The organism is Microbulbifer halophilus, from assembly GCF_026183675.1.
In the GTDB taxonomy this organism is placed as follows: Bacteria; Pseudomonadota; Gammaproteobacteria; order Pseudomonadales; family Cellvibrionaceae; genus Microbulbifer; species Microbulbifer halophilus.
The window spans coordinates 140395-156878 of record NZ_JAPIVK010000006.1; the positions used below are offsets into that span (position 1 = coordinate 140395).

General features: G+C 61.3%; 15 protein-coding genes. 11 read left to right on the forward strand and 4 right to left on the reverse strand.

All coding sequences use genetic code 11. The features are described 5' to 3' along the window. Nucleotides 1–379 precede the first annotated feature (379 nt). On the forward strand, nucleotides 380–880 hold the full coding sequence (locus OQE62_RS04980; protein ID WP_265720912.1) for a substrate-binding domain-containing protein: 501 nt from the start codon (nucleotides 380–382) through the stop codon (nucleotides 878–880). 249 nt (nucleotides 881–1129) lie between these two features. Here the strand turns inward: OQE62_RS04980 and OQE62_RS04985 are convergent, their stop codons facing one another. Then, nucleotides 1130–1456, reverse strand: a complete 327-nt coding sequence (locus OQE62_RS04985; RefSeq protein ID WP_265720895.1) for a tetratricopeptide repeat protein — start codon at nucleotides 1454–1456, stop codon at nucleotides 1130–1132. A gap of 64 nt (nucleotides 1457–1520) precedes the next feature. Between OQE62_RS04985 and OQE62_RS04990 the strand changes: the two genes are divergently transcribed. The 7 genes from OQE62_RS04990 (at nucleotide 1521) to OQE62_RS05020 (ending at nucleotide 9187) form a co-directional block, all read left to right on the forward strand. Then, the gene (locus OQE62_RS04990) at nucleotides 1521–2819 is read left to right on the forward strand and encodes a M20 family metallopeptidase (protein WP_265720896.1); all 1299 of its coding nucleotides are present in this window, start codon (nucleotides 1521–1523) and stop codon (nucleotides 2817–2819) included. A gap of 401 nt (nucleotides 2820–3220) precedes the next feature. Further along, nucleotides 3221–3808 (forward strand): TetR/AcrR family transcriptional regulator, encoded by a 588-nt coding sequence (locus tag OQE62_RS04995; protein WP_265720897.1) that lies wholly within the window; start codon nucleotides 3221–3223, stop codon nucleotides 3806–3808. Between the two features lie 147 nt (nucleotides 3809–3955). Beyond that, nucleotides 3956–4990 carry an NADP-dependent oxidoreductase gene (locus tag OQE62_RS05000; RefSeq protein ID WP_265720898.1) on the forward strand — a complete coding sequence of 345 codons (1035 nt, stop codon included), beginning with the start codon at nucleotides 3956–3958 and terminating at the stop codon, nucleotides 4988–4990. 91 nt (nucleotides 4991–5081) lie between these two features. Beyond that, nucleotides 5082–5756, forward strand: a complete 675-nt coding sequence (locus OQE62_RS05005) for a type 1 glutamine amidotransferase domain-containing protein (protein WP_265720899.1) — start codon at nucleotides 5082–5084, stop codon at nucleotides 5754–5756. Nucleotides 5757–5962: 206 nt separating this feature from the next. Then, a complete protein-coding gene (ectA, locus tag OQE62_RS05010) occupies nucleotides 5963–6508 on the forward strand; it encodes a diaminobutyrate acetyltransferase (protein ID WP_265720900.1) in 546 nt (181 codons plus the stop codon). Nucleotides 6509–6548: 40 nt separating this feature from the next. Then, entirely contained in the window at nucleotides 6549–7814 is a 1266-nt protein-coding gene (gene ectB / locus OQE62_RS05015; protein ID WP_265720901.1) for a diaminobutyrate--2-oxoglutarate transaminase, read from the forward strand. 14 nt (nucleotides 7815–7828) lie between these two features. Next, nucleotides 7829–9187, forward strand: coding sequence for an aspartate kinase (locus tag OQE62_RS05020; RefSeq protein ID WP_265720902.1), 1359 nt, complete (start codon nucleotides 7829–7831; stop codon nucleotides 9185–9187). A 72-nt stretch (nucleotides 9188–9259) separates the two neighbouring features. Here the strand turns inward: OQE62_RS05020 and OQE62_RS05025 are convergent, their stop codons facing one another. Continuing rightward, nucleotides 9260–10558: a DEAD/DEAH box helicase gene (locus tag OQE62_RS05025; protein WP_265720903.1), complete on the reverse strand. Its 1299-nt coding sequence runs from the start codon at nucleotides 10556–10558 to the stop codon at nucleotides 9260–9262. 452 nt (nucleotides 10559–11010) lie between these two features. Between OQE62_RS05025 and OQE62_RS05030 the strand changes: the two genes are divergently transcribed. The 3 genes from OQE62_RS05030 to OQE62_RS05040 all read left to right on the forward strand — a co-directional run bounded on the left by OQE62_RS05030 (nucleotide 11011) and on the right by OQE62_RS05040 (nucleotide 13155). Continuing rightward, nucleotides 11011–11604: a GNAT family N-acetyltransferase gene (locus tag OQE62_RS05030; protein ID WP_265720904.1), complete on the forward strand. Its 594-nt coding sequence runs from the start codon at nucleotides 11011–11013 to the stop codon at nucleotides 11602–11604. A gap of 18 nt (nucleotides 11605–11622) precedes the next feature. Further along, nucleotides 11623–12783, forward strand: a complete 1161-nt coding sequence (locus OQE62_RS05035) for an FAD-dependent oxidoreductase (RefSeq protein ID WP_265720905.1) — start codon at nucleotides 11623–11625, stop codon at nucleotides 12781–12783. Between the two features lie 81 nt (nucleotides 12784–12864). Beyond that, nucleotides 12865–13155: a hypothetical protein gene (locus tag OQE62_RS05040; RefSeq protein WP_265720906.1), complete on the forward strand. Its 291-nt coding sequence runs from the start codon at nucleotides 12865–12867 to the stop codon at nucleotides 13153–13155. 343 nt (nucleotides 13156–13498) lie between these two features. On the opposite strand, the gene OQE62_RS05045 is transcribed toward OQE62_RS05040, so the two are convergent. After that, nucleotides 13499–14128 (reverse strand): MBL fold metallo-hydrolase, encoded by a 630-nt coding sequence (locus tag OQE62_RS05045; RefSeq protein ID WP_265720907.1) that lies wholly within the window; start codon nucleotides 14126–14128, stop codon nucleotides 13499–13501. A 358-nt stretch (nucleotides 14129–14486) separates the two neighbouring features. Continuing rightward, a complete protein-coding gene (gene parE / locus OQE62_RS05050; protein ID WP_265720908.1) occupies nucleotides 14487–16373 on the reverse strand; it encodes a DNA topoisomerase IV subunit B in 1887 nt (628 codons plus the stop codon). Between the last annotated feature and the right edge of the window lie 111 nt (nucleotides 16374–16484).

The window sequence follows — 16484 nt, forward strand, 5'->3', positions numbered from 1 at the left end:
GGATGCGGGCTGCGCAGGATAGCGCTATCTGGCGCCAGGCTATACTCCGTTTCGCGACCGCGCAGTGTCGTCCCAGTTTCAAGTTGGGGCTAAAGATGAACTATCCCACCTTGCCCACCACAAAGCGGGAACCAACAAATCCTTATAAATCAATCACCTACAAAAAGTGGGACGCCGTGAGAGAAAGTCAGGTAAGACTTTGTTCCGGCCTGCCGGCAGCCGCCTCATTTCCGGAACCCCGCCATTCCCGACCGGCAGACTGGACGGTCATAAAAGCATCGATACACTCGCGAGCCTGCCGGGCTGTGGCGCGAGACCAGCCCCGCGAGCAGCGGTTGCTTGCTCCGCGGCGGCGCACTCTCCGCGATAAAGCAAAACAATAGAAGACGCGCCATGGTGGAAAAACCCCAGTACCCGGGATCGACTGAAAGGCTACCGCTATGCGCTGCACAGAGGGGGCATTCCGGTAGACGAAACCCTGATCGAAGTGGGCAACCATGGCCTCCGCGATGCCGAGCGCGCCACCCGCAAACTGATGGAGCAACCGGACCGCCCCACCGCCATTTTCAACTTCAGCGACGAGATGGCCATGAGCTGCCTCGCCGCCCTGCACAGCATGGGCTATCGCATCCCCGATGATATTTCGGTCATGGGTTTCGACGATATCCCCTACGCGGAATACTGCCACCCGGCACTGACCACTGTCTCCCAGCCGATGGCGGAGATCGGTATCGAGTGTATGGAGCTGCTGCCACAACTGAAAGGCAAAGAGATGGATGCCTGCAACAGGATTCTGCCGCACCGCCTGATGGTGCGGAACAGCACCGGCCCGACTCTGTCCGCTATGAGCCCGGCACTAGCGGGCCGCTCGCAAAGCTAGTGGTCTATGCGGTAGATTCTGTAACACTATCTCTTCGCCACAGGCGCCGGTGCTGCGTTGAAAAAGCTTGAATTAGCGCTGCTATTCCAGCGCTTTCTCGCCTTGATCTGATCGCTTTGGCTGTGCTCCTTTGTTCGCGAACTTCCCGCACAGCACACTAGACAATATCTGATCCCCCTTGTCAGGAACCCTATGATTGGCAAAGGGAAAGGATGGCCCATTTGTCCCGGTGACAAGTGGGAATCCCTCTCAGTTGGGGTCCTTGGCGAGCTTTTTCAGGAAGACCTCGATTTCCCGCTCCACCTGCTTGTCGCCCTTGTCGCGGGCCACGTCCAGCCCGCGATTCAACACCTCCCTCGCGCGCTCCTTTTCATCCAATGCCATCAGGCTGCGCCCCAGCAGTTTCCAGGCCGCGGAGTGATCCGGCATCTGTTCCACGCAGGCCTGCAGGTGCTCGGCGGCCTCCGCGTGGGCCTTGTCATTGAACAGGGCGCTGCCGAGACCGAAACGCAACAGTGGTGAGTCCTTGCCCTGGCCCAGCTGTTCGCGCAGGCGCTGGATGATCGGATTGGTCATGTGGTACCTCAGTCAAGTCGCGTTAGAATCGATCAACGATAATGAAAACACAAAGGAAACCGCCGTGAAAAAAATATTCCTGTCTTTCGCCATCGGCACAGCATTTCTGGGCAGCGGCCCGGCGCTGGCCGCCGATCCCGAACCGCTGCTCGAGCAAACCGGGGACAAGGTGATCGAGTGGCGCCGCCATATCCACCGGAACCCGGAGCTGGGCAACCGCGAGTTCGAGACCGCCAAATATATCCAGCAGCACCTGGAAGACCTGGGCATGGAAGTGGAGACCGGAGTCGCCCATACCGGCGTGGTGGCGCTGCTCAAGGGTGGCCGGCCCGGACCCACCGTGGCCCTGCGCGCGGATATGGACGCGCTGCCGGTCACCGAAGAGGTGGACCTGCCCTTCGCCTCCGAGGTCACCACCGAATACAACGGCGAGGAAGTGGGCGTAATGCACGCCTGCGGCCACGACACCCACGTCGCCATGCTGATGGGCGCGGCGGAAGTGCTGGCCGGTATGCGCGAGGAACTGAACGGCAATGTATTGTTCGTGTTCCAGCCCGCCGAGGAGGGCGCACCGGACGGCGAGGAAGGCGGCGCCGAACTGATGCTGAAAGAGGGCCTTTTCAAAAAGTACAAGCCGGACGTGGCCTTCGGCCAGCATGTGACCTCCAACCTGCCGGTGGGCGTGATCGGCTACCGCTCCGGGCCGCTGATGGCCAGCTCGGATGAATTCCGCATCACCGTCGACGGCCGCCAGACCCACGGCTCGCGCCCCTGGGGAGGCGTGGACCCGATCACCGCGGCGGCGCAGATCGTGACCGGCACCCAGGCCATCGTCAGCCGCCAGATCGATATCACCAAGGAGCCGGCGGTGGTGTCCTTCGGCGTGATCGAGGGCGGTGTGCGCAACAACATCATCCCGGACAACGTCTTTCTGAACGGCACCATCCGCAATTTCGATATGGACAACCGCGCGCAGATTTTCGACAAACTGAAAATCACCGCGGAGAACATCGCCGAGAGCAGCGGCGCCAAGGCCACGGTGCAGATTCTGGAGGGTTACCCGGTGACGGTGAATGATCCGCAACTGACCACCGAAGTACTGCCGACATTGCGCGAGGTGGCCGGCGACAAACGCGTGCTCGAGGTGCCCAAGGTCACCGGCGCCGAGGATTTCTCCTTCTTCGCCCAGGAAGTACCGGGTTTCTACTATTTCCTCGGCGTGACCCCGGAAGGCGAGGACCCCGCCACGGCCGCCAGCAACCACTCGCCGCGTTTCTATGTCGACGAGAGCGCGCTGCAGGTGGGCACCGAGGCGATTACACGGCTGGCGCTGGACTATATGGCCAGTCACAAAGAGGACTGATTCCATACTCAAGTTTCGGGGTTCGGGTCGGGGAGCCGGGTGACGCGGCCCTTGGCGGGACACGCTGCAAGTACGTCCCTGTAAGCTCTAATCGACATCCCTGTCTCATAAGGTCCCGCAAAGGGCCGCGCCACCCGGCTCTATGCCAATTTTCAAGGTTTCTCAACTCCGAAACTTGAGTTCCATAGATGGTCTCCTCCCTTCTCCCACCGGGACAAATTTGCCGGGAACAAATTTGGACACCGAAGGCGCCGCGAAACCGTGAGCGCCAGGGATGGCGCGAGTCAGTGGGGCCGGGGAGAGGCGCGCGAAGGGCCCCGAGGCCTCGACGGCCCCATCGGTACACACGACGCCCCCTTCGGAACTAGACGACCGGTCTACTTGTTTATTAAACTGTCCCCATGAAACGCGCCTACGACGACACCCGCCAACACCTGCTGGACACCGGTCACCGGATCATTGCCGGCAAGGGTTTCTACGGCGTGGGGTTGAGCGAGCTGCTGGGCAGTGCCGGCGTGCCCAGGGGCTCCTTCTACCACTATTTCAAATCCAAGGAACAGTTCGGCCAGGCATTGCTGGAGGAGTATTTCCGCAAGTACCTGGCCGAGGTGGATCAGCTGTTCACGCCCGGCGAGAAACCCGCCGCGCAGCAGTTGATGATCTACTGGAAAGAGTGGCTGCGCCGCTACAACGAAGGCTGCGACGAGCAGAAATGCCTGGTGGTGAAGCTCAGCGCCGAGGTGGCGGACCTGTCCGAGCCGATGCGGCTGACCCTGCGCGACGGCACCCAGCGCATCGTCGAGCGGGTGGCCCGCTGTATCGAACTCGGGCGCAAGGACGGCTCCCTACCGACGACACTGGATCCACAGCAGACAGCCACCATGCTCTACCAACTGTGGCTCGGCGCCAGCCTGCTGGCCAAGCTGCACCGCTCCAGCGAACCCATGGAGCAGGCGCTGCAGATCACCCGCGCCACACTGGGAAGCTGATCCGGACAACAAAACCTGCCCGCCGCGTGCGGGTATTTTTTCGCGCACAGATTAGACGACCGGTCTAGTAGAAATGCCCGCCACTACAATCTATTGGCGGCACTGCACTACAACTCAACCACACACTTCACTGCAGAGGACTGCACCATGACCCAACCGGACAACAGCAACCGCCGCTTCGTACTGGCATCGCGCCCCGAGGGCGCACCGGCGGCGGACAACTTCCGCCTGGAGCAAACCGAGATCCCCCAGCCCGCCGACGGCGAGGTGCTGCTGCGCAGCGTCTACCTGTCGCTGGACCCTTACATGCGCGGCCGCATGAGCGATGCGCCTTCCTACGCCGAGCCGGTGGCCGTGGATGACGTGATGTGCGGCGCCACCGTCTGCCGCGTGGTGGAATCCCGCAATGAACACTTCGGCAAGGGCGACTGGGTACTGGCCTACACCGGCTGGCAGGACTACGCCGTCTCCGACGGCAGCGGCCTGATGAATCTCGGTCCGTCGCCGCAGAATCCCTCCTACGCCCTGGGCGTGCTGGGCATGCCCGGCTTCACCGCCTATATGGGCCTGCTGGATATCGGCGAACCGAAGGAGGGCGAAACCCTGGTGGTGGCCGCGGCCACCGGTCCGGTGGGCGCCACCGTGGGCCAGATCGCCAGGATCCGGGGCTGTCGCGCAGTGGGCGTGGCCGGCGGCGCGGAGAAATGCCGCTACGCGGTAGAGGAACTGGGCTTCGACGCCTGTATCGATCACTACGCCGACGACTTTGCCGAGCAGCTGGCCGCGGCCTGCCCGGACGGCATCGATATCTATTTCGAGAATGTCGGTGGCAAGGTGTTCGACGGCGTGCTGCCGCTGCTCAACACCTTCGCGCGCATCCCGCTGTGCGGCCTGGTGTCCCAGTACAACGCCACCTCACTGCCGAAAGGGCCGGACCGCCTGGGCCTGCTGATGGGCCAGGCGCTGATCAAGCGGCTGAAAATCCAGGGCTTCATCATCTTCGACTACGAAAAACGCTTCGGCGAGTTTTTCCCGCAGATGTCCGACTGGGTCGCCGACGGCCAGATCAAATACCGCGAGGAAATCGTCGACGGGCTGGAAAACGCCCCGGAGGCCTTTATCGGTATGCTGGAGGGCAAGAACTTCGGCAAGCTGGTGATCCGCGTGGGCGACGACGGCTGACTCGGGCACCGAGCCAAACCCCCCAAAAATGCCGCGGCCAACCTTGCGGTGGCTGCGGCCCCTGTCCCACCCATTTCAACAAGGAAACTGCATGAAAATCCTGATGGTACTGACCTCGCACGACCAGCTGGGCGATACCGGCAACAAGACCGGCTTCTGGCTGGAGGAATTCGCCGCGCCCTATTACATCTTCAGGGATGCCGGTGCGGACATTACCCTCGCGTCGCCCCGGGGCGGGCAACCGCCGCTGGATCCGAACAGCGACAACCCGGATGCGCAGACACCGGCTACCGAGCGCTTCCACGGCGACAAAGACGCGCAGCAGGTACTGGCCAATACCGCCCTCCTCGCCGACATGAATGCGGACGATTTCGATGCGGTCTTCTATCCCGGCGGCCACGGCCCGCTGTGGGACCTGGCCGGGGATCGCGATTCCATCGCACTGATCGAGTCCTTTATCGGCGCGGACAAACCGGTGGCGGCGGTCTGCCACGCCCCCGGTGTACTGCGTCAGGTAAAAAATTCGCAGGGCGAACCGCTGGTCAGCGGCAAAAAAGTCACCGGCTTCACCAACTCCGAGGAGGAAGCCGTGGGCCTGACGCAGATAGTCCCCTTCCTGGTCGAGGATATGCTGAAAGACAACGGCGGTCAGTACTCCAGGGGCGACGACTGGGCCAGCCATGTGGTCGCCGACGGACTGCTGATCACCGGCCAGAACCCCGCCTCCTCCGAGGCCACCGCCAAGGCATTGCTGGACAGCCTCTAAGTTGCGCACCAATCGTCATCCCGGACTTGATCCGGGATCCAGTGCCCTGGCTCCTGGATTCCGGATCAAATCCGGAATGACGATGGCGCGTCCCCGAACCATCCACATTCCTCCACACACCGCCCTCCGCCCCACTGGTCGCCCCCTCCATCCCGGACTACGCTAAAACAATGACGCGCAAATTCCGGCGCCACTGAGGTTCTGGTATGACGCCACGGGAAGATTCCCCGCCGGTCCGGTTCCGGCACCCCACGATCGACGACGGCGCCGCCATCTGGCAACTGGTGGTGGATGCCGGCACCCTCGACCGCAACTCCAGCTATCTTTACCTGTTGCTGTGTCGCGATTTCGCCGACTGCTGCGCGGTGGCCGAGGCGGACGGCAGGTTGCAGGGCTTTACCACCGGCTTCCGCTCGGCGAAGCGAGCGGACGTCTGGTTCCTGTGGCAGGTGGGCGTGGCCGCCGGCGCCCGCGGACAGCGGCTGGCCGGGCGCATGACGCACTTTATCCTGAATACCCAGGCCCCCGAGGGCGTGCGCTACCTGGAAACCACCGTGGCGCCATCCAACGAGGCATCGCGGGCGCTGTTTGCAGGCATTGCGCGGCGGCTCGACACCGAACTGGCGGAGAGCGACCTCTTTACCGAACCGCAGTTTCCGCCCGACGAGGGCGTACACGAAGCCGAGCCATTGCTCCGCATCGGCCCCTTCGACACCGCGCGGGTGGCGCAGGTGTTCAAGGATTACTGTTGACCGTTTTTTTCAATACCGAATACAGCAGGGGAACCAGGCAATGCGAATTTTCGAAGAAATGGAATCAGAGGTGCGCGGCTATGTGCGCTCCTTCCCCACCATTTTCGACAAGGCCCGCGGCTCGGAAATGTTCGACGAGCAGGGCGACCGCTATATCGATTTCTTCGCCGGCGCCGGCACCCTGAATTACGGCCACAACAATCCGCTGCTGACCGACGCCGTAATCGAGTACCTGCAGGAAGGCGGTATAGTCCACGGACTGGACAAGGCCACCGTGGCCAAGCGCGCCTTCCTGACCAAGCTGCGCGACACCATTCTGGCGCCGCGCAACCTGCAATACAAAGTCCAGTTCACCGGCCCCACCGGCACCAACGCGGTGGAGACGGCGCTGAAACTGGCTCGCATGGTGAAAAAGCGTTCCAATATCATCGCCTTTACCAACGGCTACCACGGTCTGACCCTGGGCGCGCTGGCGGTAACCGGCAACTACGACTACAAGGACGAGACCTACGGCTCCCGCAGCAATACCGCCTTCATGCCCTACGATGGTTTTCTCGGCAAAGACGTGGACAGCATCGACTACATGCGCCGCTTTCTCGAGGACGGCAGCAGCGGTGTCGACCTGCCGGCGGCGGTGATCCTGGAAACGGTACAGGGCGAGGGCGGTATCAATGTCGCCAGTGTGGAATGGCTGCAGAAACTGGAAGCCCTGTGCCGGGAATTCGATATCCTGCTGATTGTCGACGATATCCAGGTGGGCAACGGCCGCACCGGCGGATTCTTCAGTTTCGAGCGCGCCGGCATCTATCCGGATATGGTCACATTGTCGAAATCCATCGGCGGCGGTATGCCCATGGCGCTGCTGCTGATGCGCCCGGACCTGGACCAGTGGCAGCCCGGCGAGCACACCGGCACCTTCCGCGGCAACAACCTCGCCTTCGTCGCCGCCACCCAGGCACTGGGCTACTGGGACAACGAAGACCTGGCCCACGCAGTCAGACGCAATGGCGAACTGATGCAGAGTGAACTGCAGAAAATCGCCGACAAATACCCGCAACTGGAACCGGACCTGCGCGGTGTGGGCATGGTCTGGGGGCTGGAGCTGCCGCAGCCCGGCGTCGCCGGCGAGGCGGCTAGGGAAGCCTTCGAGCGCGGCCTACTGATCGAGACCGCCGGCGACCGCGACCAGGTACTGAAATTCCTGCCGTCGCTGCTGATCGAGGAGGAGCTACTGCGCGAGGGCTTCGACATTGTCGACCAGGCCCTGGGCGCACTGCTGGAAAAACGCCATAACCTGGGTGGATGACAGAGCGGCCGACCATGACAGAACTGATTGTCAGCAAATTCGGCGGCAGCTCGGTGGCTACCGCCGCACAGATCGAAAAGGTGCGCCGCATCGTCGAGAACGATGCACAGCGGCGTATCGTGGTGGTTTCGGCCCCCGGGCGCAGCAGACCGGACGAACAGAAAATCACCGACCACCTGTTCAATATCGCCACCGATGGTGAACACTTCCGCGAACAGCGGTTGGTGATTCCGGTCGCCGACAGCAAAAAGGCGGTACTGGAGCGCTTCACCGCGATACTGAAAGACCTCGATATCTCCTCGGAAAACATTCTTGCAGCGCTGCGGCAGGACCTGGAATGCCAGTTGACCGGCGAGCGGCGTATCGCCTTTCTCGCCTCCCGCGGCGAGCACTACAACGCGCGGGTGATTGCTGAATATTTCAGCCGCTCGGATATGCAGGCCGAAGCCTGCCTGCCGGAGAATTTCGGCCTACAGGTGAGCGAGGATTTTCTCGACGCGAAACTGCTGAGCGATGCCTACGGCAATATGCAGCAACTGGTGGAGGGGGAAAAGATCGCAGTGGTACCGGGGTTCTACGGTGTCACCCGCAACGGCGAAGTGGCGGTTTTCTCCCGCGGCGGATCGGACCTGACCGGCGGCGAGATCGCCAAGGGTGTGAACGCGGCCTGCTACGAAAACTGGACCGATGTCAGCGGCGTATTCGAAACCGACCCGCGCCTGGTAGCCGAAGCCCGCGCGATTCCGCGGCTGACCTTCAAGGAAATCCGCCTGCTGTCCACCAAGGGCTTCAACGTGTTTCACCTGAACGCCATGCTGCCCTGCAAGGAACGCAAGATCCCCATCCATATCCGCAACACCAACCGGCCCCAGGACCAGGGCACGGTGATTCTGTCGGAGCGGGTACCGGAGGAAGGGGTTGTGGGTATCGCGCGGCTGGACAACCTCGCCTACATCTACCTGGAAAAGGATATGCTCGGCGAGGAGATCGGTTTTACCGCCGAGTTGCTGGGCATACTGCGCGACTTCAATATCCAGACCTATCACTTCCCTACGGACAAGGATGATATCGCGGTACTGGCCAATCAGGACGACCTGACCGGTGCCATCAACGACCTGCGCCGGCGCATCGAGGACAGGCTCAAGCCGGATCTGATGGATGTGGCCTACAACCTCTCCATCCTCACCGCCGTGGGTCTGGGGCTGCAGGGCAATTCCTATCCCATTGTCGACGCCCTGAGCGCGCTGGGCGAGGCGCATATCCCCATCGAGATGATCGACCAGAGCCCATCACAGATCTGCTTCCATATCGGCGTACAACAGTCCGTCGCCGACGACGCCCTGCAGATCCTCTACCGCGCCCTGATCGGCTGACGCCACCTGGGTGCGCCGAGCTCGGGAGCGCCCGCCGCCAGCTCCGCCAGCGGGCCGCAGGCCCGCCGACAATCAGGCGGATTCGGAACGAGCCGGCCGCCTGCCGCGACGCCGCGGCCGGGAATTATCCCCGCGCGGTTGTCCGTTGCCCCGCCCACCGGAGCGACTGCGCCCGCCACCGGCATTGTTGCCGCGCGGCCGGCTATTGCCGCCGGGCCTGCCGGACTCCGGCAAATCGTGCCCCGGCTCAAAGCCTTCCACTTCTTCCCGCGGAATCGGCTTCCGGACCAATCGCTCGATATCCTTCAACTGCTTGATTTCATCGGCACTTACCAGCGACACCGCCTGCCCGCGAGAGCCGGCGCGGCCGGTGCGGCCGATGCGGTGCACATAGTCTTCCGGCACATTGGGCAGATCGAAATTCACCACCTGCGGCAACTGGTCGATATCGATACCGCGCGCGGCAATATCCGTGGCCACCAGAATCTGCACCTTGCCGCCCTTGAATTCCGCCAGCGCCTTGGTGCGGGCATTCTGGCTCTTGTTGCCGTGAATGGCCGCCGCGCGAATGCCGTCGCCCTCGAGCTGTTTCACCAGGCGGTTGGCACCATGCTTGGTGCGGCTGAACACCAGCGCCTGGTGCCAGTTGTTCTCCAGGATCAGGTGGCTCAGCAGTTTCTGCTTGCGCGCCTTGTCCACCGGGTGCAGTTTCTGCTGCACCGTCTCGGTGGCCGTGTTCCGCGGGCTGATATCGATTTCCGTGGGGTTGTCCAGCAGCCCTTTGGCGAGGCCGCGGATATCCCCTGAGAAGGTGGCGGAGAACAACAGGTTCTGGCGCTTCTTCGGCAGAACGCGCAACACACGCTTGATATCGTGGATAAAACCCATGTCCAGCATGCGGTCCGCCTCGTCCAGCACCAGCACTTCCAGGTCGTCGAAGCGCAGCGCCCCCTGGCCATACAGGTCCAGCAGGCGGCCGGGCGTGGCCACCAGAATATCGGCACCACCTTTCAGGCGGCCGATCTGCGGATTGATTTTCACCCCACCGAACACCACCGCGTGGCGCAGCTTCAGGTATTTGCTGTAACTCTGCACATTGTCGAATACCTGCGCCGCCAGCTCGCGGGTGGGGGTCAGCACCAGGGCGCGCACCTGCTTGTTGCGCGCCGGCTGCCCCTGACACAGGCGGTGCAGCAGCGGCAGGGTAAAGCCGGCAGTCTTGCCGGTGCCCGTCTGTGCCGCGGCCATGATATCGCCGCCTTTCATCACTGCGGGAATGGCCTGCGCCTGGATGGGTGTGGGTTTGCTGTAGCCCTGTTCGGCCACGGCACGGCCCAGCTCGCTGGCCAGGTCCAAATCTTCAAATAACATAATTTCCTCAATCGCGCGCTCGCGCAATGGATATGGGTGCGCCTCGCCCGGAGGCGGCGCAGAAAAATCGGATTGGCGAGCGGAACTGTCGCCTTGCCGTCGGTTGCGGCATTCAGTAGAGGGTTCCGGAGAGAGGTTGCGAACAGGGCCGCAACAGGCATTCCTGGGAGGGTACCGGGCTTCGCGGCGCTATCGGCCACTCGCGCTGCCCGGTCTACAGATGACGCAGCTGATACGAAATCAGCGCCGGCACTATAACACAGCCATAGCGACTGTATAGTTCTATTTTCCCGGATTTCGGGAGCCGGAGCCCGTTGGGACCGCGGACCCGCGACCATAACATGGGGATGCGATCACCCCGGCGGTGATCGGGAATCTCTGTAGAAACAGAATTTCTGCCGAGCGAATGAACTGGCATTGAGCTGCAAGCTCCAACATGGGGGGACGATAGAATGCCTAGCCACCGAACGGTTACCAACACCCTGGAACCCGAAACCATCACCCTGGACAATGGGCGCAAGGTCGTTGTCCGGGAAGTTTGCAAAGAGGACGGCGAGCTGGAGAAAAAGCTGTTCGAAAGCCTGTCTCCGGAGAGCCGTCGCGACCGATTTATCGGCGGCAATAGCAAGGTCACTGACAAGCTGATCGAGCTGCTGACCGACAATGATCACGATGTCCATGAGGCGCTGATCGCCATCGCCGATCCGGATACCGACCCGAAGGCCGTCGGCGTCGCCCACTACGCCTGCGACCCGACCCACCGCTCCTGCGAGTGCGCCGTCGTCATTGCCGACGACTGGCAGCATCACGGACTGGGCACCAGACTGATGACCAACCTGACCGAGCTCGCCCAGAACCGCGGCCTGGACGAAATCTACTCCATCGATTCCGCCGAGAACCGCAGTGTTCACCGCCTCGCAAAATCCCTCGGGTTCGAGTGCCGGGCCGATCCGCACGACTATACATTGCTGACCTACAGCAAGTACCTGCATCCGGATTACCTGGTCAGCAAGGAGGCAGCGAACCGACCCCACAAGCGCCATTGATTCGATGACGGCAATAAGATGAGCTCAGACAGCGAGCTCTACCAGGTGATCATCGTCGGCGCCGGCCCGGTGGGACTCAGCCTGGCACTGATGCTGGCCCGGAAAAGCTACAGGGTTCTGGTACTGGAAAAAGAGGCGGGCACTGCGGAACATTCCCGTGCACCGGTCATCTGGCCCGGAACCCAGGAAATTCTGGCGGGCCTGGGCGTGATGGAAAAGTTCACGAAAACGGGGATCCTGAAGCCCTCCCTCGAGATCCATGATGTGGATCGCGATACCTGTCTGCTGCGGGCCCCCCTGGAATCCCTGTCGGATCAAACCCGCTTTCCCCGGTTGCTGATACTTCCTCAGTCCCGTACCGAATCTTTATTGCTGGAGGCGTTGGAGCGACAAGCCTCCGCCAGCATCCGCTTTTCGTCCGAAGTCATCGGGCTCGACCAGCGGGATGGATCTGTAGACGTGCGCTTTGCCACGCCGAAGGGGCAATCCACGGCATCGGGGGAAATACTGGTGGGCTGCGACGGCGCCCACAGTTTTGTGCGCCAGTCCATGGGCGCTCACCAGGAAGGTATAACCTACGCCATGCGGGCGGCTCTGGCGGATATTCGAATCAACGATAGTAGAGGCCTGGATTCTCCCCGCCTGACCACAATACCGGGCATTGCTATCGGCATTCGCATCGAGGCGGACACTTGGCGATTGATTTTGCCATTTACCCAAAGCGACCCTACGCCACTGGAGCGGCGAATCCGGGAGGCAGTGGAACACCTGTTTCCTCCCTCGAACTGGGAGGCGGTCTGGCGCAGCGAATTCCAGCTCCACCGCCGCATCAGCTCCAGGTTCAGTCGCGGCCGCACAGTCCTGGCCGGTGACGCGGCCCACCTGAACAGCCCGGTCGGGGGCCAGGGAATGAATGCCGGCATTCAGGACGCCTCGCACCTGGCGCCCGCCATTGAACAGGCGCTCGAATCCGATCCGGAAGCGACGCTGCAGGCGTACGGCGACCGCCGGAAGGCCCAGATTGCACAGGGCGTGAATCGCGTAACGGATATCATGACCCGACTTATTATGGCGAGGCAGGGTCGTTTCATTCGCTGGGTGTTGGCCGGTACCAATGCGGCATTACGCACCCCCGGCCTGCGCCGAAAAATACTGCGGCGCATGTCGATGCTGGACTGATTGCCTATTCAAGACCTCATGCTCGACGATCAGCGGTTAAATCCGGATATCGGCCATATTCCAGCGGCCTGCCCGGCCTAGGTGGATCTCAATCCGATCCACGCGGAGATGGCAGAGACACCGAAGGAATCAGATCATACATCCATCAAACGGCGTATTCGGGCAGCCAGGAAGACCAGACAGCCGGGACGCCTGCTTCCCTTTGCGGGCAATCCTCGCAAATCCATACCCGAAGGCATTCCCGCCCCCTTGGACAACTATCTGGAACTGATGAATTGGAGCGGACGTTTTCTGCGCGAGGGAAAGCGCGCGGCCATCGATGAAAATCTGTCTCCGATTCTGGACAGCTTGCAAATCGATCCACGGCATTGACTCTACCTTAACAAAAACTTCGCGAGCCGCTTTAAACCTATGGTTGGTGCCGAAATTTGTTTCCTGCTTTTCTAATTATGGGTGCCCTATTCCTCCCAGGCGCTATTGATATGGAAGATCCCGGCCGAGAATGGCATTAAGAGAAACAGCAGTGGTGAATGCCAGTGGCGATTACCACTGCTGTCTCAATCAAAAATCCAGGCTCAGAGACACGGCAGTCATGGAAGGGTCCATACCTTCCCCTTCGAACGCAGTCTGGAAAATGGTGTGCTCCACACCGAGCGCCCAGTTGTCTACACGCCCGTTAGCGCAAGAATCGCTGTGGTTAGATGCAAACTCTATTTCAAACTAGACCCTCTAATGCGCGATCTACGCGGCTTGCCCAACAATCCGAAGAAATCTCCTCATAAGGATTACCGCCGTCAAAACCACTGCAAATTACCATGTCTGGATCGAGTTCCCGCAAGAGCTCTAGACTTTCGATCAGCACTTCACGATCACTGTGGCCGGGTATAAAGCCGGCTTCCCATGTTCTGTTTTGGCTGAGGGTGAGAGTATCTCCAGTAAAAAGGTAGTTTCCATGAGGTGAGTGCACGAAGAAAGATGTACTGCCCGCAGTATGTCCAGGCGAGGGAATTACCTCGATATTTCCCAGATGTATCTCGCGTTCTTCAAACAGAATATCCGGCTTGCAGAAGCGGGAAAATTCATCCTGTTCATTTACATGACCGCCCAGTTTGGCGCCAAAACGCTCCCGGATTAGACTTAGTGATTCCCCCAGCTCGTCCTGATGGCTCAGGTACTGGTACGACACGCCACCCAGTTTCGCCATCTTTTCCACTTCACGACGGTGGCTTGTGTTGTAGAACAGTACGTTCCCGCTATCTCGCGTGAGCAAATAAGCATGAGTGTAGAGACCGGGAGCGGGATGCTCTATCTCCGTTTGCCACAGGTCAGGAAAAATTTGTTTCATGATTCGCTCCTTGCATCTCAACAGAACGACAAGTATAAAACCTTAAGCTAACTTGACGTCAAGAGCCGAGATCCAGAGAAGCTGCAGTAGCTCCTATCCTTCGCTGGCACCCCCCGTGAACCCATACCGGAGAGGCTGACCTTCCGGCTGCAGGACCATCTGTAGCTGGTAGATTGGAGCAGACACTGCTTGCGCGACAGTAAACGCAGAGCCATCGAGAGCGGGCTGCCGCGAGGGGTTGCCACCTTTCCCAACACACTGACTGTTACCGCCGGACACGCCTCTCGTCGACAACACCAGAATCGTTTCTGGAGGCTTAAAAAAAGCCCCGCTCTGCGGGGCTCTATTTGCACAAGAATCAGCTGACTTCAGCGAGGTTTCCCTTACTCTCCAGCCACTGCTTCCTGTCCCCGGCCCTCTTCTTCGCCAGCAACATATCCAGTATCTGCTGGCTCTCATCGCCGGCGTCCACGTAGAGTTGCACCAGTCGCCGCGTATCCGGGTCCATGGTGGTTTCGCGCAGCTGCAGTGGATTCATTTCGCCCAGGCCCTTGAAGCGGGTGACCTGGACCTTGCCCTTTTTCTTTTCCGCGCTGATGCGGTCGAGAATGCCCTGCCTCTCCGCCTCGTCCAGCGCGTAGTAGACCTCCTTGCCAATATCCACGCGGTACAGCGGCGGCATGGCGACAAAGACATGGCCGCCGGTTACCAGCGGGCGAAAGTGACGCAGGAAGAGGGCGCACAGCAGAGTGGCGATATGCAGGCCGTCGGAGTCGGCGTCGGCGAGGATGCAGATCTTGTTGTAGCGCAGCCCTTCCAGGTTGTCACTGGCCGGGTCCACGCCCAGTGCCACGGCAATATCGTGCACTTCCTGGTTGGAGAAAATCTCGCCGGCGTCCACTTCCCAGGTGTTCAGGATCTTGCCGCGCAGGGGCATGATGGCCTGGAAGTCGCGGTCGCGGGCCTGCTTGGCGGAGCCGCCGGCGGAGTCGCCCTCCACCAGGAAGAGTTCCGAGCGGCCGGCGTCGCCGCTGGCACAGTCCGCCAGTTTGCCCGGCAGTGCCGGGCCCTGGGTGACTTTTTTGCGCGCCACCTTTTTCGCCGAGCGCAGGCGTTTCTGCGCGTTGCCGACACAGAGTTCGGCCAGTTTGTCGCCCTCTTCGGTGTGCTGGTTCAGCCACAGGCTGAAGGCATCCTTGGCCACGCCGGAGATAAACGCGGTGGCTTCGCGGGAGGACAGGCGCTCCTTGGTCTGGCCGGAGAACTGCGGGTCGGCGAGCTTGGCGGACAGCACGTAGGAGCACTGGGTCCAGATATCCTCGGGTCCGAGTTTGAGGCCGCGCGGTACCAGGTTGCGGATTTCGCAGTATTCGCGCATCGCTTCCAGCAGGCCGGAGCGCAGGCCGTTGACGTGGGTGCCGCCCTGGGCGGTGGGAATCAGGTTGACGTAGGACTCCGTCGTTACCTCGCCACCTTCCGGCAGCCACTGCACGGCCCAGTCGGCGGCTTCGGTGGAGGCGCTGAAGGTGCCGACAAAGGGATCGTCCGGCAGCGTTTCCCACCCCTGGTTGGCGGCCGCCAGGTAGTCCTTGAGGCCGTCTTCGTAGTACCACTCGTCGGATTCGCCGTCCTGCTCATTGATAAAGACGACGGTCAGACCCGGACAGAGTACCGCCTTGGCCCGCAGCAGGTGTCGCAGGCGCGGCACGGAGAACCTGGCCGAGTCGAAATACTGCGGGTCCGGCAGGAATCGCATGCTGGTGCCGGTGCTGCGCTTGGCGCAGTCGTCGATGACTTCCAGTTCAGAGGCCTTGTTGCCGTCCTGAAAGCCCATACGGTGGACCTTGCCGTCGCGCTGGATGGTGATTTCCAGCACTTTGGACAGGGCGTTGACCACCGATACGCCGACGCCATGCAGGCCGCCGGAGAACTGGTAGTTCTTGTTGGAAAACTTGCCGCCGGCGTGCAGCGTGGACAGGATCACCTCGACGCCGGGGCGGCCCTGTTCCGGATGGATATCCACCGGCATACCGCGGCCGTCGTCGCTGACGGACAGGGACTGGTCCTTGTGCAGCACCACTTCGATTTTCTTTGCGTGACCGGCCAGCGCCTCGTCCACGCTGTTGTCGACCACTTCCTGCGCCATGTGGTTGGGGCGTGTGGTGTCGGTGTACATGCCCGGGCGTTTGCGCACCGGGTCGAGTCCCGTGAGGACTTCGATATCTTCGGCTGAGTATTTGGCCATATTTTATTTTCGCCTGCAGGCAGGCTCCTACAACACAAATTGAACGAAATGGACTAGTGGGCCGCCCGCAAAGTTCTGTAACAGTTCGCTGCGCCAAAACGCCCAGCTCTG

What these genes read in the sequence shown, in the direction of transcription:
- ectA (WP_265720900.1), top strand. Translation starts at nt 5,963, where the DNA reads ATGACGCCACGGGAAGATTCCCCGCCGGTCCGGTTCCGGCACCCCACG.
- OQE62_RS05025 (WP_265720903.1), bottom strand. Translation starts at nt 10,558, where the DNA reads ATGTTATTTGAAGATTTGGACCTGGCCAGCGAGCTGGGCCGTGCCGTG.
- OQE62_RS05005 (WP_265720899.1), top strand. Translation starts at nt 5,082, where the DNA reads ATGAAAATCCTGATGGTACTGACCTCGCACGACCAGCTGGGCGATACC.
- parE (WP_265720908.1), bottom strand. Translation starts at nt 16,373, where the DNA reads ATGGCCAAATACTCAGCCGAAGATATCGAAGTCCTCACGGGACTCGAC.
- OQE62_RS04985 (WP_265720895.1), bottom strand. Translation starts at nt 1,456, where the DNA reads ATGACCAATCCGATCATCCAGCGCCTGCGCGAACAGCTGGGCCAGGGC.
- OQE62_RS05030 (WP_265720904.1), top strand. Translation starts at nt 11,011, where the DNA reads ATGCCTAGCCACCGAACGGTTACCAACACCCTGGAACCCGAAACCATC.
- ectB (WP_265720901.1), top strand. Translation starts at nt 6,549, where the DNA reads ATGCGAATTTTCGAAGAAATGGAATCAGAGGTGCGCGGCTATGTGCGC.
- OQE62_RS05035 (WP_265720905.1), top strand. Translation starts at nt 11,623, where the DNA reads ATGAGCTCAGACAGCGAGCTCTACCAGGTGATCATCGTCGGCGCCGGC.
- OQE62_RS05045 (WP_265720907.1), bottom strand. Translation starts at nt 14,128, where the DNA reads ATGAAACAAATTTTTCCTGACCTGTGGCAAACGGAGATAGAGCATCCC.
- OQE62_RS04995 (WP_265720897.1), top strand. Translation starts at nt 3,221, where the DNA reads ATGAAACGCGCCTACGACGACACCCGCCAACACCTGCTGGACACCGGT.
- OQE62_RS05020 (WP_265720902.1), top strand. Translation starts at nt 7,829, where the DNA reads ATGACAGAACTGATTGTCAGCAAATTCGGCGGCAGCTCGGTGGCTACC.
- OQE62_RS05000 (WP_265720898.1), top strand. Translation starts at nt 3,956, where the DNA reads ATGACCCAACCGGACAACAGCAACCGCCGCTTCGTACTGGCATCGCGC.